Genomic DNA, 14,153 nt, shown 5'->3' on the forward strand with positions numbered 1-14,153 from the left:
GATGCGATAGGCCTCACACCGCCATCAGCTTCGTCTTGCCCACGATCGTTCCCGACGGCGCCGCATGGGGCGTCGCCGATTGCGGTTCCATCGTCACGGCGATCGTCATGCCGTCGGCCAGCATCCGGCGGACGGCGGGGGCGGCGGTGTGCTCGCTGGCGCCGTTGAGCGTGACGATCCCCATCGAATGCGGGACGCCGTCGCTGCCGATCGCCCAGAGTTCGGGCACTTCCGCGCCGACCGGCATATTCGCGGTCCGCACGCGCAACTGCCCGGTGGCGGCGTCATATTGTGCGGTCAATATCGGTTCGCCGGTGGCATCGAGCATCTGTGCGGCCATCGGCTGCGGCTGAGCGACCGGCACCGGCGCGGGGGGCGGGGCGGGGACGGGGCGCAGAACCAGCAGGGCGGCGAGTCCTGCGGCCACCGCGCTCGACATCGCCGTCGCCAGCCGCCAGCGGCCGAGCTTCGCGCGCAGGACCGCGGCCCCGTCGATCAACCGCTCGATCCCGCTCCACGCACCGGTCGGGGCCGAAACCGGCGCGATGCCGTCGAGCAGCGGCGCCATGCGCAGCCGCCACGCCTCGACGGCGTCGGCAAAGGCGGGTTCGGCCACGGTCCGCCGCAGCGCGGCCGCGCGGTCCTCGCCGGTCAGCAGGCCCAGCGCCAGTTCGGCGGCCTGCAGGTCGGTGTCGTCTTCCGGCTCAGCCATCGTCAAGGCACCTTTTCAGCGCTTGGAGCGCGCGACGGATGCGGCTCTTCATCGTTCCCAGCGGCACGGCGGCCTGCCGTGCCAGATCGTCATAGCTATATCCGTCGAAGAACGCCGCCAGGATGAAGCGACGCGACGCGTCCTCCAGCGTATCGAGACAATCGGCCAGCGCCTCATGCTCGGCGGCGGCGGTGACGGGGTCGGGATCGGACCGCGCTTCCTCTCGCACCGCGGTCACGCGCGCGTCGGCCCGGCCCGCGGTGCGGGCGCCGTCGATCGCGGTGCCGCGCGCGATCAGGCACAGCCAGGTGATCGCACTCGCCCGTGACGCATCGAAGCGCGCGGCACGGCGCCACAGCTTGACGTAGGTCTCCTGCAACGCATCCTCGGCCGTTTCGCGGTCGGGGGAAAAGCGCAGGCACACCGCGAACAGCTTCGCCGATGTCGCGTCGTAGACACGGCGCAACGCCGTACGATCGCCCGCCGCCACGCGAGCGATTTCCTCGTTCAGTCTTAGGTTCGCCTCAGTGACCATCACCGTCGCCATGCCCTGTCGCCGCCGATGGCGTGGAGGAGCCGGCCCGATTGCCCGCTTCCCACCAGTACGGCAGGCGCTTGAACGACCCGGTCGCGACCTCGTTCATCGTCATCGCATCGTAGAGCCGCCCACCGAGCATCACGTTCGCGATCTTGTCGGAATTGCGGATGTCCTGGGTCGGGTCGGCGGTCAGCACGACCAAGTCGGCGAGCTTGCCGACCTCCAGGCTGCCGATGTCCTTCGCCATGCCCAGCGATTGCGCCGGGGCGATGGTGCCGGCCCGCAGCGCCTCCAGCGGGGTCATGCCGCCGCGGACGAAGCTCCACAGCTCGAAATGCGATCCGATGCCCGCTTGCTGGCCGTGGGCACCGATCGACACCTTTACGCCACGCTTGGCGAGCTTGTTCGCCTCGCGCGCATTGTCGTCGTCGACGAAATCCTCCTCGGGCGCCTTGGTCACGCGGACCAGCTTCGCGGTCAGGCGATCGGGGGGCGAGTGGCGGAGCAGCGGCTGCTTCCACACATCGATCGCCTGGTCCCAATAGGGCTCGCCCGCCAAGCCGCCGTAGCTGACGACCAGGGTCGGCGTGTAGTTGGTCGTGGCCTGGCTGAAGAAGCTCAGCACGTCCTCGTAGAAGATATCGAGCGGGATATTGTGCTCCAGCGTCGAATTGCCGTCGGCGATGATCGTCATGTCCATGCCGAACAGCGACCCGCCCTCCGCCACGACCAGCATGTTCTCGCGGCGCGACGCCTCGACCACCTGCTGGCGCTGTTCGCGGCGCGGCTGGTTGTAGTTCTTGACCGAATGCCCCCCTTGCGACTTCAGGCGGCGGACGTGGGACAGCGCATCGTCCAGGCTGTCGATTTGCGCATAGATGCCGGCGGCCTTGGCACCATAGACGATCTCGCCGGTCGAGAAGATGCGCGGCGCGAGCAATGTGCCGGCCTGCTGGCGTTCAGACGCGGTGAAGATCTCGCTCGCCTGGCTCGACGGGTCGTGGATCGTCGTGGTGCCCATCGCCAGGTTCTGGACCGCCGACCAATTCTGCTGGGGCACGACTTCGTCGTCGCCCTGCGGCCCATGGGCGTGGGCGTCGACAAGGCCGGGGATGATCGTCTTCCCGGCGACATCGATCGTCTTCGCGCCCGCCGGGATCGGGGTCGAGGCGCGCGGGCCGATCGCGGCGATGCGGTCGCCGCTTACGACGATCACGCCGTCGTCGATGATTCCGCCGGTGTCGTTCGCCATCGTCACGATCCGCGCACCGGTCAGGGCGTAGGTGCCGCGTGGCTTGTCCGCTTTAACGGGCATCGACAGCGATACGCCGGTCGTCGGCGGGACGAACTTCGGCGACGTGTCGTCCGCCGGCATTGTGCGGAACAGTGACGGGGTCGTGGCGGTGTAGAGCGTGGGGCCAAGCGACCAGTAGAGTTTCGAACCATCGGTCGACCAGTGGATATATTCGGCGCCGCCTGCACTCGCCCGGGTAACGGGCAGGGCCTTGGCATCCATGTCGGCCGGCGAATCCTGCACGCCCGGCATCAGCGGGGTGACGAACGCGGCGTAGTTCTGGCGGAAGGCGACGTAGTCGCCGGTCGGCGACACGGCATAGTCGGTGGCGAGTTCACCCGATGCGTGGACGCGCCGGGCGCCCCCCGTCAGGTCGGTGGAGATCAGCTGCTGCTTGCCGCTTGCCCTGCCGATCATGAACACGCGGTCGTTGTCGGGACCGAATTGCGGGGCGGCCATGCCCTTGGCGATCCGCACCGGCGCGCCGCCCGTGGTTGCGACGCGATAGACGCCGGGGTTCTCCGACCATTCGGGCGACGTGACGCTGCCGCCTTCGCCTTTCTCGAACACGATCGTCTTGCCATCGGGGGAGAATTTGGGCCGCGCGTAGTGCCCTGGCTGCGTCGTCACGTCGCGCGCGGCACCGCCGGTGGCAGCGATGGTGCGGATGCGGCCAAGCCCCGCGTCGGTCCAGCCGACGAAGGCGATCGTCCGCCCGTCACGCGACCAGGTCGGGAAGAGTTCGAGGTCGGGCGCGCTGCCGCTGGTCAGGCGCTTGGCCGTGCCGCCTGCGGTCGGCTTGACCCACAGTTTGCCCAGCGTCTCGAAGACGACGCTGCGCCCATCGGGCGAGACGGCGGCGAAGCGTGGCATTTTCGTCTCGAACGTCGCCGGCGCGACCGGGATCTGCGGGTGCGGGGCGGCGATGACGCCGCGCGTGTCGTTCACGCGGAAGGGGATGACGGCAGCGCCCGTACCGTCCGAATTGATGCGCCGGATCTTGCCGCCAGCCCAGAACACCAGCGACTTGCTGTCGGGCGTCCACGCCATGTTCGGGTACACGCCCGTCACAGCCCAGGTTTCCTGCACGTCCTGATCGAGCGCATCGTAGACCTTGCGCTCGGCGCCGGACTCCAGGTCCTTCACATACAGCTTGGAACGGGTCCGCTCCCGGCGGACGAAGGCGATCTGCTTACCGTCGGGCGACGGCGTCGGGCGGACCGACCCGCCCGCACCGGACACGGCGGTCGACACCTCGCCGGTCGCGATCTCGTAGCGTTCGATGTTGAACAGGTCGGTATTCGAATTCTGCGCATATTCGAAGATCGGACCCGGCGTGATGTTGCGGGTGTAGTAGATCGCTTTGCCATCGGGGGCATAGATCGGCTCGCCCAGTTCCTTCTGGAGCTGTTCGCTCGCGCGCTTGACCAGCTGGACGCCGGCGCCGCCCGAGACGTGGTACAGCCACACCTCGCCGGTGCCGAGCGAGCGGCCGGTCGTGAAATGCTTCTTGGCGACGATGAACCTGCCGTCCGGGCTCCAGCTCGGCTGATTGGTCAGGCGGAACGTCTCCTTCGTCACCTGCCGCTTGTCGCTACCGTCGACGTTCATCACCCAGATATTGTCGCCACCGCCGCGGTCGGAGGTGAAGGCGATGCGCCGGCCATCGGGGGAAAAGCGCGGGTGGACTTCCCACGCCAGCCCTTCCGCGATGCGGGTCGGCGTGCCGCCGGCTATACCCATCGTGTAGATGTCGCCGAGCAGCGTGAAGGCGATCGTGCGGCCGTCGGGCGACACGTCGATGTCCATCCAGCTGCCTTCGTCGACGTTGATCGGCACCTGGCGAATGGTCGCGCCGGGGGGATTGTTGACGTCCCACTTCGCCGGCTTCGTCGGCAGCGCGGGTGCCGCCGGCTGCGACTGGGCGACGACCGGCGCGGCCTGGGGCGAGGGGAGCGGCTGCGGCGTCGGCAGCGGGTCGCGGGCCTTGTCCTCGGGCGCCTTGGTCTGTTCGACCGGCTTGTCCTGCCCGCTCGGCGGCACTTGCGCGGAAATCGCTCCGGCAGCGAACAGGTTGGCGAGAACGGTCGCGACACTATGCTTCATTTCGGCAGGCCCCTCTTTTTTGCCGCAGCTTAGGCGGCCGCCGGTCGCACCGCAATCGGCGGTACGACAGGAACAGTCGATCGCAAGATAGCGAAAAAATTACGCTACGGCTGGGAGGATCGGGTCCGACGGCGTCGTCAAGACTATCGACGCCAAGCGGGTGACTATTGGTGTCGATCGGTATTCTCGAAATACCGATGCCGCGTTTCCCTTAAGCGGCGTGGCGGGCGATTGACCGGATAATCGATAGCTTCCTATCGTTGATCCGGGCATGATCAGCCTTCCGTGCCGCGAGTAATGACCTGGACCATGACCGAGACCGACGATCACGCCGACGCCATGCCGCTGGAGTTCATTCGCGAATGCATCCTGTTGGGACGCCGCTGGCGCGCCAAGGTTGACGAGCAGCTGAAGGATCACGGCCTGACCGCCGCCCGACTGACCGTGCTCTATTGGGTCAATGAAATGCCCGAGGGTACCAGCCAGCGCGAACTGGCCGAGATCGTCGGGATTGAGGGGCCGACGCTGGTGCGCCAGCTGCATGCGCTGGAGGCGCAGGGATTGCTGGAGCGCGTACCGCTGGCGACCGACCGTCGCGCGAAATGCATCCGGCTGACGCCGGAAGGGCTGAAGAAGCTGGAAGGCGTCAATCGCTACTCGATCGACATGAGCCGGCAATTCTTCCCCAAACTCGAACGCCGCCGCCTGCCCAGTGCGATCCGGCTGGCGAAGCAGGCGCGCGAAGCGATTCCGTGAGTCTCTGACGTCCACGCGCGCAGGCAACAGTTCAGGCCAACGGGTGGCTGTTGCCCTGCTGGAGCCTATTGTCCCCGTCTGCGCGAGAGCCTCTAGGAAACTTCGCTGCCGTGTTTTTCGTCATTCCGGCGACAGCCGGAATCCAGGGTTTCTCTGCCCGGACTTTGGTCCGCTTCGTCCTGGATCCTGACTTTCTTCAGGATGACAGATTCGAACCGCGGCAACTCCTTCTGTCGCGATATCGCAGCGTGGGAGTGCCGTTAAGATTTTGCCGCATGGTCTGGGTTGGCGATCAGCCCAGACGACATGGTCGTTCGTTCAGCGGACCCGCGGGCCGCCATAGGGCAGCGGGGGCGGAGGGCGGCGGTCGCGGCGGGGCATCTGGGCCTGATAGGCATGGCCGCAATGCGCCACGCAATAGGGGAAGCCCGGATTCACCTTGTCGCCGCAGAAGTGGAAATCGGGTTCGCCGGGGTGCCCCAACGGCCATTTGCAGATGCGGTCGTTGAGATCGAGCAGGCTGGTCTTGCCGGCGATCGCTTCGCTCGGCTTGGCCGGCACCAGGCGGCGCGGCGGAGCGGGCGCGATCGGCGGCGCCTGTTCGCCGGGGTTCTGACGCACGAAGCCGCCAGGACCGACCGAGCGCAGCACCGGAGCGTCGGCGGCCGGACGCGGGACGGCAGGAGAGGCGGCGACCGCGTCGTCCTGATCCTCGTCCTCGTCCTCGTCATCCTCCGCCTCGTCGCTCAGATCGAACGGCGCTTCCGGTTCGGGTTCGGGCGTCGGGACGGGCTTGGGTGCCGGCGGCTCGGGCGGCGGGGCGGCCGCGACGACTGGAGCGGGCTTGGCCTCTGCCTCGACCTTCGCCGCAGCGGGCTCGTTGGGCTTGACCGGCGACGGGCGCGACTGGAGACCCAGGCGGTGCGCCTTGCCGATCACGGCATTGCGGCTGACTCCACCCAGCGCCTCGGCGATCTGGCTGGCGGTCTGGCCGCCTTCCCACATCGTCTTCAGCGTCTCGATCCGCTCTTCGGTCCAGCTCATGCGTCTACGTCCATACTCTGCTTGCGGGGGCGGGCCTGCTCGATTACGCGCCATGCGCGATGACCGACCAGCCTTCGTCCCTCGCCCAAAATCAGATGCCGGCCCCCGGCGTTCCGACGATTCGCAACGTCAATTGGGGCGGCTTGAAGACCCTCTATGTGAAGGAGGTGCGCCGTTTCTTCAAGGTGCAGCTCCAGACGATCTGGGCGCCGGCCATGTCGCAGCTGCTGCTGATGGTGGTTTTCACGACCGCTTTGGGTGGTCGGGGCAGCGTTTCGGTCGGTGGCGCGAGCATCGCGTTCGCCGCGTTCATCGCGCCGGGCCTGATCGTGATGGGCATGCTCAACAATGCCTTCGCCAACTCCAGCTTCTCGCTGCTGGTCGGCAAGATCCAGGGGACGATCGTAGATTATCTGATGCCGCCGCTGTCCACCGCCGAGCTGCTGGCGGCGCTGGTCGGAGGCGCGGTGACTCGGGCGTTCTGCGTCGGCTTCGCCGTCTGGCTCGCGATGTTGCTTTTCCTAGGTAGCGCGGCGATCCCTGCGAATCCGCTGGTCGCGATCCTGTTCGGTCTGCTCGGCTCAGCGCTGCTCGCCTTCCTGGGCGTGCTGACGTCGATCTGGGGCGAGAAGTTCGACCATGCCGCCGCCGTCACCAACTTCGTCATCGCGCCGCTGACCCTGTTGTCGGGCACCTTCTACTCGGTCGACCGGCTGGCGCCCGCGTTCCAGGCGGTGAGCCACGCGAACCCCTTCTTCTATATCATTTCAGGGTTTCGCTACGGCTTCCTGGAGGTAAGCGACGGCTATCTGCCGGTGTGGGGCGGGGCGTTGATCGTGCTGGCGCTCGACATCGTGCTCGGCGTACTCTGCTATGCGCTGCTCAAAAGCGGGTGGAAGCTCAAGAATTGACGCGAGCCCGCGCCTCTCGATAAAAGCACGCTCCGGCGGCCCAGCACGGGCCGCCGTTTTGTTTTCAAAGGAGTCGTACAGTGACCATCACCCCCCTCATGCCCGTCTATCCCCGGTGCGGGGTACGGCCGGTGCGAGGCGAGGGCGTGTACCTGTACGGCGAGCGAGGCGAGCAGTATCTCGACTTCGCGGCCGGCATCGCGGTCAATGCGCTGGGCCACGGCCATCCGCATCTGACCAAGGCGATCGCCGAACAGGCCGCGACGCTGATGCATGTGTCGAACCTGTACGGCAGCCCGCAGGGCGAGGCGCTGGCGCAGCGGATCGTTGACAATTGCTTTGCCGACACGGTGTTCTTCACCAATTCGGGCGCCGAGGCGATCGAATGCGCGATTAAGACCGCGCGCCGCTATCATTATGTCGGCGATACCCCGCAGCGCACGAAGATCATTACCTTTCACAACGCCTTCCACGGGCGGACGATGGGGGCGATCTCGGCCACAAACCAGGACAAGATGCGCAACGGCTTCGAGCCGCTGCTGCCGGGCTTCGCCTATGCGCCGTTCAACGATCTGGAGGCGGCGCTCGCGCTGATCGACGACCAGACCGCGGGCTTCATGGTCGAGACGGTGCAGGGCGAAGGCGGCATGACCGCGGGCACGCCGGAGTTCATCCAGGGCCTGCGCAAGGCGTGCGACGAGCATGGCCTGCTGCTGATCCTGGACGAAATCCAGTGCGGCTATGGCCGGACCGGCAAGTTCTTCGCCTACGAGCATTACGGCATCACGCCCGACATCATGACGGTGGCGAAGGGCATCGGCGGCGGTTTCCCGCTCGGCGCGTGCCTGGCGACTGAGGAAGCGGCGCGCGGGATGGTGATCGGCACCCATGGCTCGACCTATGGCGGCAACCCGCTGGCGATGGCGGCGGGTCAGGCGATTCTGGACGTGATGCTGGAGCCCGGCTTCTTCGACCATGTCGCGGCGATGGGCGACCGCCTGCGCGGCGCGTTCGAGCAGATGATCCCGAACCACGACGACCTGTTCGAGGAAATTCGTGGGAAAGGTCTGATGCTCGGCATCAAGATGAAGGAGCCGGCGGTCGCCCGCGACTTCGTGGCGCACCTGCGCGACAACCACGGGCTGCTGACGGTCGCCGCGGGCGAGAATGTATTCCGCGTGCTGCCGCCGCTGGTGATCGACGAAAGCCACATCGCGGAGTGCGTCGAGCGGCTGAGCGCCGGTGCGCGCAGCTTCGCGCTGCCGATGGATGATTGACGTGTCGTATTCCTCCCCGAGCTTGTCTCGGGGAGGGGGACCGCGACCGCAGGCCGTGGTGGAGGGGCAGGCCGGGACTTCGGAGGTGCTAGAATGCCCCTCCACCATCGCTGACGCGATGGTCCCCCTCCCCGAGACGAGCTCGGGGAGGAATTGAATGACCATCCGCCATTTCCGTGACCTGTCCGATGCCGGAGCCGATGGCATCGCCGCGATCCTCGACGATGCGCTAACCCGCAAGCGCGCCCGCGCGCACCTGCCGAAGGGCGCGCCGGACCCCGACGCGCCACTCGCCGGGCATACGCTCGCGATGGTGTTCGAGAAATCCTCCACCCGCACCCGCGTGTCGTTCGACATGGCGATGCGCCAGCTGGGCGGCTCCGCGCTGATCCTCGACAGCGGCACCAGCCAGCTCGGGCGCGGCGAGACGGTGGCCGATACCGCGCGCGTGCTGTCGGGCTTCTGCGACGCGATCATGGTCCGCACCGACGATCATGCGAAGCTCGACGAGATGGTCGAATACGCGACGGTTCCGGTCATCAACGGCCTGACGGACGCCTCCCACCCCTGCCAGATCGTCGCCGACCTGCTGGCCGTAGTCGAGGAGGGCAAGTCACTGCCCGGTCTCAAATGGGCGTGGCTGGGCGACGGCAACAACGTGCTGCATTCGATCATCGAGGCGGCGGGGCTGTTCAAGTTCAGCGTGATGGCCGGCTGTCCTGAGGGCTACGACCCCGATCCGCGCTGGGCGGCGGCGGCGAATGCGCTGCTGGAAGGTACGAACGCCCGCGTCGACATCGACCGCGACCCGCACCGGGTGATCGCCGGCGCCGATGTCGTCGTCACCGACACCTGGATCTCGATGGGTCAGGCCCATGCCGAGGAAAAGCTGGCGGCGATGATGCCCTATCAGGTGACCGAGGCGCTGATGGCCGAGGCCGACGGACAAGCTATCTTCCTCCACTGCCTGCCCGCGCATCGCGAGGAAGAGGTGGTGACTGCGGTGATCGACGGCCCGCAATCGCGCATCTGGCGCGAGGCGGAGAACCGGCTGCATGCGCAGAAGTCGATCATCCGGTGGTGTTTCGGGCAGATCGGGTGAGTTGAAGCCGCCAAACCCAACACTTACCTTCGTCATTCCCGCAAAGGCGGGAATCGATAGTCGCTGAACGCGCGGCTCCTGCCGATAGTGCAGCCAGAATTGACCCCCGCCTGCGCGGGGGTGACGAGGATTGTGTGATGACCGACAGCCCCAACCTCCCCGACGTCGACCGCGTGGTCGGTTTCACCATCCCCGGCCGCCATGCGCGTGGGCGGATCGTGCGGGTGGGGCCGGTGCTCGACACCATCCTGGCCGCCCACGCCTATCCGCCACCGATCGAGGCGCTGCTGGCCGAGGCGCTGACGCTGACCGCGTTGCTCGGCAGCCTGCTGAAGGACGCCGCCGGCCAGCTGACGCTCCAGGCGCAGACGAGCGGCGGGATCGTGTCGTTGCTGGTGTGCGATTATCGTGGCGGCGAACTGCGCGGCTATGTTCAGTTTGATGGCGATCGGCTGACCGAGCTGGGCGAGCAGCCCTCGCTTTTCGCGCTGTTCGGGACCGGGCATCTGGCGATCACCTTCGACCAGGCGACGACTGGCGAGCGGTATCAGGGCATCGTGCCCCTCGACGGCAATTCGCTGGCCGAGGCGGCGGAAAGCTATTTCCTCCAGTCCGAACAGATCCCCAGCCTCATCCGTCTCGGGACGCTGCACACCGCGGACGACCAGTGTCGCGCGGGCGGGCTGTTCCTCCAGCATCTGCCGGAGGGCGAGGACGGGCGCGAGCGGCTGCACGTCCGGCTCGATCATCCGGAATGGGAACATGTCGCCGCGCTCGGCAGCACGATGGGCGCGGACGAACTGGCCGATGGGGCGATCCCGCTCGAATCGCTCGTCTGGCGGCTGTTTAACGAGGAAGAGGAGGTGCGCGTCGGTGACTCGGTGACGCTTGCTAAAGGGTGTCGGTGTGACGTGACCTATATCTCCGAGGTGCTGGCGAAGTTCGCGCCCGAGGATCGGGCGGAAATGGCGGACGAGAACGGCGTGATCTCGGTCGATTGTGCGTTCTGCGCGACGAAGTTTCCAGTCCGGCTCGATCATATTGCAGCCTGAGCAATTGACTCGGGAAGGGCGCGCGGCCAAGGCTCGTCTCCGTCGAGGGCCGGGGTAACCGGCTCGCGGTACGCGCGGGAGAGAAGCCCCTTTCGAGGGGTTCGCCGAAGGAGCAACCGCCCCGGAATCTCTCAGGCACCAGGGACCGCGCGTGGCCCGACACTCTGGAAAGCGCGTCCGGTAACTGGCGCCACCGAAGGGGTAAGCCGCGCATAACTGCGCTGCGAAAGCTCTCAGGTTTCCGTGACAGAGGGGGCGATGGACCTGGCCGCGGCAATGGCGGGTTCGTCGTGACTCCTCTGCGCGCGAGACTTGTCTGATGAGCGACATCGTGATCACCCCGCCGGATGAGGCGCTCCCGACCACCGAGCTACCGCCCGAGACGCTGACCCTGCCGCTCGACGCCTGGCACCGCGCGAAGGGCGGCCGGATGGTCGAGTTCGCCGGATACTGGATGCCTGTCCAGTACGAAGGCATCATGGCCGAGCATCTGTGGGTCCGCGAGAGTGCCGGCCTGTTCGACGTCAGCCATATGGGCCAGCTGATGGTGTCGGGCGAGGGTGCGAACGCGGCGCTCGAAGCGCTGATGCCGGGCGATTTCGCGGCGCTGAAGGATGCACGCATCCGCTATTCGCTGCTGCTCGACGAGAATGGCGGCATCCTCGACGACCTGATGGTGACGCGGCTGGGTCCGGACGACTTCTACGTCGTCGTCAACGGCGCGACCAAGTGGGACGATATCGGCCATCTGCGTGAGCATCTGGCCGACGATATCGTGCTGAACCATCTCGACGAGCACGCCCTGTTGGCGCTGCAGGGGCCGAAGGCGGTCGATGCGTTGGCGCGGGTCGTGCCGGGTGTCGAGGCGCTGGGGTTCATGCAGGGCGGGTCGTTCGACTGGCAGGGCGTGACGCTGGGCATCAGCCGCTCGGGCTACACGGGCGAGGACGGGTTCGAGATTTCGCTGCCGGGCGAACATGCCGTGGCACTGGCCGATGCGCTGGCGGCGCAGGCGGAGGTGAAGCCGATCGGCCTTGGCGCGCGCGACTCGCTGCGGCTGGAGGCGGGGCTGCCGCTCTACGGCCACGACCTCGACCCCGAGACGACGCCGGTGATGGCCGACCTGGGCTTCGCGCTGTCGAAGCGTCGCCGCGAAGAGGGCGGCTTTCCCGGCCACGGGCGCATCATGGCCGAGCGTGACGGCAGCCTGACCATCAAGCGCGTTGGCCTGATCGTCGACGGCCGCCAGCCGGTCCGCGAAGGCGCGACCGTCGTTGACGCCAACGGCACCGACATCGGCAAGGTCACCAGCGGTGGCTTCGCCCCCAGCGTCGGCGCGCCGATCGCGATGGCCTATGTGCCCGTCGCGCTGGCCGAGCCTGGCACCAAAGTCACGCTTGCCCAGCGCGGCAAGCACCACACGGCAACGGTCACCCCGATGCCCTTCGTCCCCCATCGTTACGTTCGCCAGGGAGCTGCGAAATGAGCCGCTATTTCACCGAAGACCATGAATGGATCGACGTCGACGGCCAGGTCGGCACGGTCGGCATCACCGACTATGCGCAAGGCCAGCTGGGCGACATCGTGTTCGTCGAAGTGCCCGACGAAGGCCGTCAGCTCGCAAAGGGTGGCGACGCCGCGGTGGTCGAAAGCGTCAAGGCCGCGTCGGACGTCTATGCGCCGGTCGGCGGCACCGTGCTGGAGGGCAACCCCGCGCTCGCCGATCAGCCGGACCTGGTGAACACCGATCCGGAAGGCGAAGGCTGGTTCTTCAAGGTCACGCTCGCCGACGAGGGCGAGCTCGACGGCCTGATGGATGAAGACGCGTACAAGGCGTTCGTCGCGAAGCTCTAAGCGAAGGCGGGGTGTCCTAACCCCGTTCGGGCTGAGCCTGTCGAAGCCCTGTCCTTTCTTCCACGCAGAAGAAGGGCAGCCCTCCGACAAGCTCAGCCCGAACGGGGAGGGGGCGTGGCCCAGAGTCGACAGGAAATTTGATGCGCTACCTACCCCTCACTTCCGACGACCGGCAGGCGATGCTCTCCGTCATCGGCGCGAAATCGATCGACGACCTCTTCGCCGACGTGCCGAAGGCCGCGCGCCTTTCCGGCCCGATCGAGGGGCTGCCGAACCACGCCAGCGAGCTTGCCGTGGAGCGCCACATGGCCGCTCTGGCGCGCAAGAACACGGTGGCGGGCGACGTCCCCTTCTTCCTCGGCTGCGGCGCGTACCGCCACCATGTGCCGGCGAGCGTCGACCATCTGATTCAGCGCGGCGAGTTCCTGACCGCCTACACGCCCTATCAGCCGGAAATCGCGCAGGGCACGCTGCAGATGCTGTTCGAGTTCCAGACGCAGGTCGCGCGCCTGCTCGGGACCGACGTGGCGAACGCATCGATGTACGACGGCTCGACCGCCTGCTGGGAAGCGGTGACGATGGCCCGCCGCGTGACGCGCAAGGCCAAGGCGATCCTGTCGAGCGGCCTGCACCCGCATTACGTCTCGGTCGCGAAGACGATGGCGAAGTACACCGGCGACGTGCTCGAAACGTCGCTGCCGACGCTGGGCGCGGACACCGATATCGACGCGCTGATCGGGTCGATCGACGACGATACGTCGTGCGTCGTCGTCCAGTACCCGGACATCCTCGGCCGCATCGCCGACCTGAAGCCGCTGGCCGATGCGTGCCACGCGAAGAAGGCGCTGCTGATCGCCGTCGTGACCGAGCCGGTTGCCCTCGGCGCGATCAAATCGCCGGGTGAGATGGATGCCGACATTGTCGTCGGCGAAGGCCAGTCGCTCGGCGTCGGCCTCCAGTTCGGTGGCCCGTACGTGGGCCTGTTCGGCTGCAAGGAGAAATACGTCCGCCAGATGCCGGGGCGCCTCTGCGGCGAGACGGTCGATGCCGACGGCAAGCGCGGCTTCGTGCTGACGCTGTCGACCCGCGAGCAGCATATCCGCCGCGAGAAGGCGACGTCGAACATCTGCACCAACTCGGGGCTCTGCGCGCTGGCCTTCTCGATCCACATGACCCTGCTGGGCGAAGCGGGCCTGCGTCGTCTGGCCGCGCTGAACCACGCCGGGGCCTGCCGGGCGGCGGACCGGCTGTCGAAGGTACCGGGGGTCGAACTGGTGACGCCGACCTTCTTCAACGAATTCACGCTGAAGCTGCCGAAGGAGGCGCGCCCCATCGTCCGTGAACTCGCCGACCGGGGCATCCTGGCCGGCGTGTCGCTCGGCCGGCTGTATCCGGGCGAGGGCGATCTTGAGAAGGGCCTGGTCGTCGCGGTGACCGAGACGACCACCGCAGAGGACGTCGAGGCGCTGGCGACCGCGCTTGAGGAGGTGCTGGCGTGACCTTCGCT

12 protein-coding genes and 1 riboswitch are annotated in these 14,153 nt (G+C 67.2%); of the genes, 8 read left to right on the top strand and 4 right to left on the bottom strand.

Features of this window, described 5'->3' with window-relative positions; genetic code table 11:
- Positions 1 to 13: 13 nt before the first annotated feature.
- From ACFSC3_RS11540 to ACFSC3_RS11550, 3 genes are read right to left on the bottom strand one after another with little or no spacing between them, the layout of a single operon-like run.
- A complete protein-coding gene (locus tag ACFSC3_RS11540; RefSeq protein ID WP_380940586.1) occupies positions 14 to 712 on the bottom strand; it encodes an anti-sigma factor in 699 nt (232 codons plus the stop codon).
- A complete protein-coding gene (locus ACFSC3_RS11545; RefSeq protein ID WP_380940587.1) occupies positions 705 to 1,259 on the bottom strand; it encodes a sigma-70 family RNA polymerase sigma factor in 555 nt (184 codons plus the stop codon). Before ACFSC3_RS11545 ends, ACFSC3_RS11540 begins: the two co-directional genes overlap by 8 nt.
- On the bottom strand, positions 1,237 to 4,650 hold the full coding sequence (locus ACFSC3_RS11550; RefSeq protein WP_380940588.1) for an amidohydrolase family protein: 3,414 nt from the start codon (positions 4,648 to 4,650) through the stop codon (positions 1,237 to 1,239). Before ACFSC3_RS11550 ends, ACFSC3_RS11545 begins: the two co-directional genes overlap by 23 nt.
- Before the next feature lie 309 nt (positions 4,651 to 4,959).
- On the opposite strand from ACFSC3_RS11550, the gene ACFSC3_RS11555 reads away from it, so the two are divergent.
- Entirely contained in the window at positions 4,960 to 5,406 is a 447-nt protein-coding gene (locus ACFSC3_RS11555; protein ID WP_380940589.1) for a MarR family winged helix-turn-helix transcriptional regulator, read from the top strand.
- 318 nt (positions 5,407 to 5,724) lie between these two features.
- On the opposite strand, the gene ACFSC3_RS11560 is transcribed toward ACFSC3_RS11555, so the two are convergent.
- Positions 5,725 to 6,450, bottom strand: coding sequence for a GcrA family cell cycle regulator (locus ACFSC3_RS11560; protein ID WP_380940590.1), 726 nt, complete (start codon positions 6,448 to 6,450; stop codon positions 5,725 to 5,727).
- Between the two features lie 59 nt (positions 6,451 to 6,509).
- Between ACFSC3_RS11560 and ACFSC3_RS11565 the strand changes: the two genes are divergently transcribed.
- The 7 genes from ACFSC3_RS11565 to gcvPA all read left to right on the top strand — a co-directional run bounded on the left by ACFSC3_RS11565 (position 6,510) and on the right by gcvPA (position 14,145).
- On the top strand, positions 6,510 to 7,361 hold the full coding sequence (locus tag ACFSC3_RS11565) for an ABC transporter permease (RefSeq protein ID WP_380940591.1): 852 nt from the start codon (positions 6,510 to 6,512) through the stop codon (positions 7,359 to 7,361).
- Between the two features lie 80 nt (positions 7,362 to 7,441).
- Positions 7,442 to 8,638, top strand: coding sequence for an aspartate aminotransferase family protein (locus ACFSC3_RS11570; protein WP_380940592.1), 1,197 nt, complete (start codon positions 7,442 to 7,444; stop codon positions 8,636 to 8,638).
- Between the two features lie 157 nt (positions 8,639 to 8,795).
- Positions 8,796 to 9,740: an ornithine carbamoyltransferase gene (gene argF, locus ACFSC3_RS11575; RefSeq protein WP_380940593.1), complete on the top strand. Its 945-nt coding sequence runs from the start codon at positions 8,796 to 8,798 to the stop codon at positions 9,738 to 9,740.
- A gap of 137 nt (positions 9,741 to 9,877) precedes the next feature.
- Positions 9,878 to 10,792 carry an Hsp33 family molecular chaperone HslO gene (hslO, locus tag ACFSC3_RS11580; RefSeq protein ID WP_380940594.1) on the top strand — a complete coding sequence of 305 codons (915 nt, stop codon included), beginning with the start codon at positions 9,878 to 9,880 and terminating at the stop codon, positions 10,790 to 10,792.
- Between the two features lie 65 nt (positions 10,793 to 10,857).
- Positions 10,858 to 10,950: riboswitch (glycine riboswitch) on the top strand.
- A 161-nt stretch (positions 10,951 to 11,111) separates the two neighbouring features.
- The gene (gene gcvT / locus ACFSC3_RS11585) at positions 11,112 to 12,278 is read left to right on the top strand and encodes a glycine cleavage system aminomethyltransferase GcvT (protein WP_380940595.1); all 1,167 of its coding nucleotides are present in this window, start codon (positions 11,112 to 11,114) and stop codon (positions 12,276 to 12,278) included.
- A complete protein-coding gene (gene gcvH, locus ACFSC3_RS11590; RefSeq protein WP_380940596.1) occupies positions 12,275 to 12,646 on the top strand; it encodes a glycine cleavage system protein GcvH in 372 nt (123 codons plus the stop codon). Before gcvT ends, gcvH begins: the two co-directional genes overlap by 4 nt.
- A gap of 140 nt (positions 12,647 to 12,786) precedes the next feature.
- A complete protein-coding gene (gene gcvPA, locus ACFSC3_RS11595) occupies positions 12,787 to 14,145 on the top strand; it encodes an aminomethyl-transferring glycine dehydrogenase subunit GcvPA (RefSeq protein ID WP_380940597.1) in 1,359 nt (452 codons plus the stop codon).
- Positions 14,146 to 14,153: the final 8 nt, after the last annotated feature.

Source organism: Sphingomonas floccifaciens (genome assembly GCF_042681125.1).
In the GTDB taxonomy this organism is placed as follows: domain Bacteria; phylum Pseudomonadota; class Alphaproteobacteria; order Sphingomonadales; family Sphingomonadaceae; genus Sphingomonas; species Sphingomonas floccifaciens.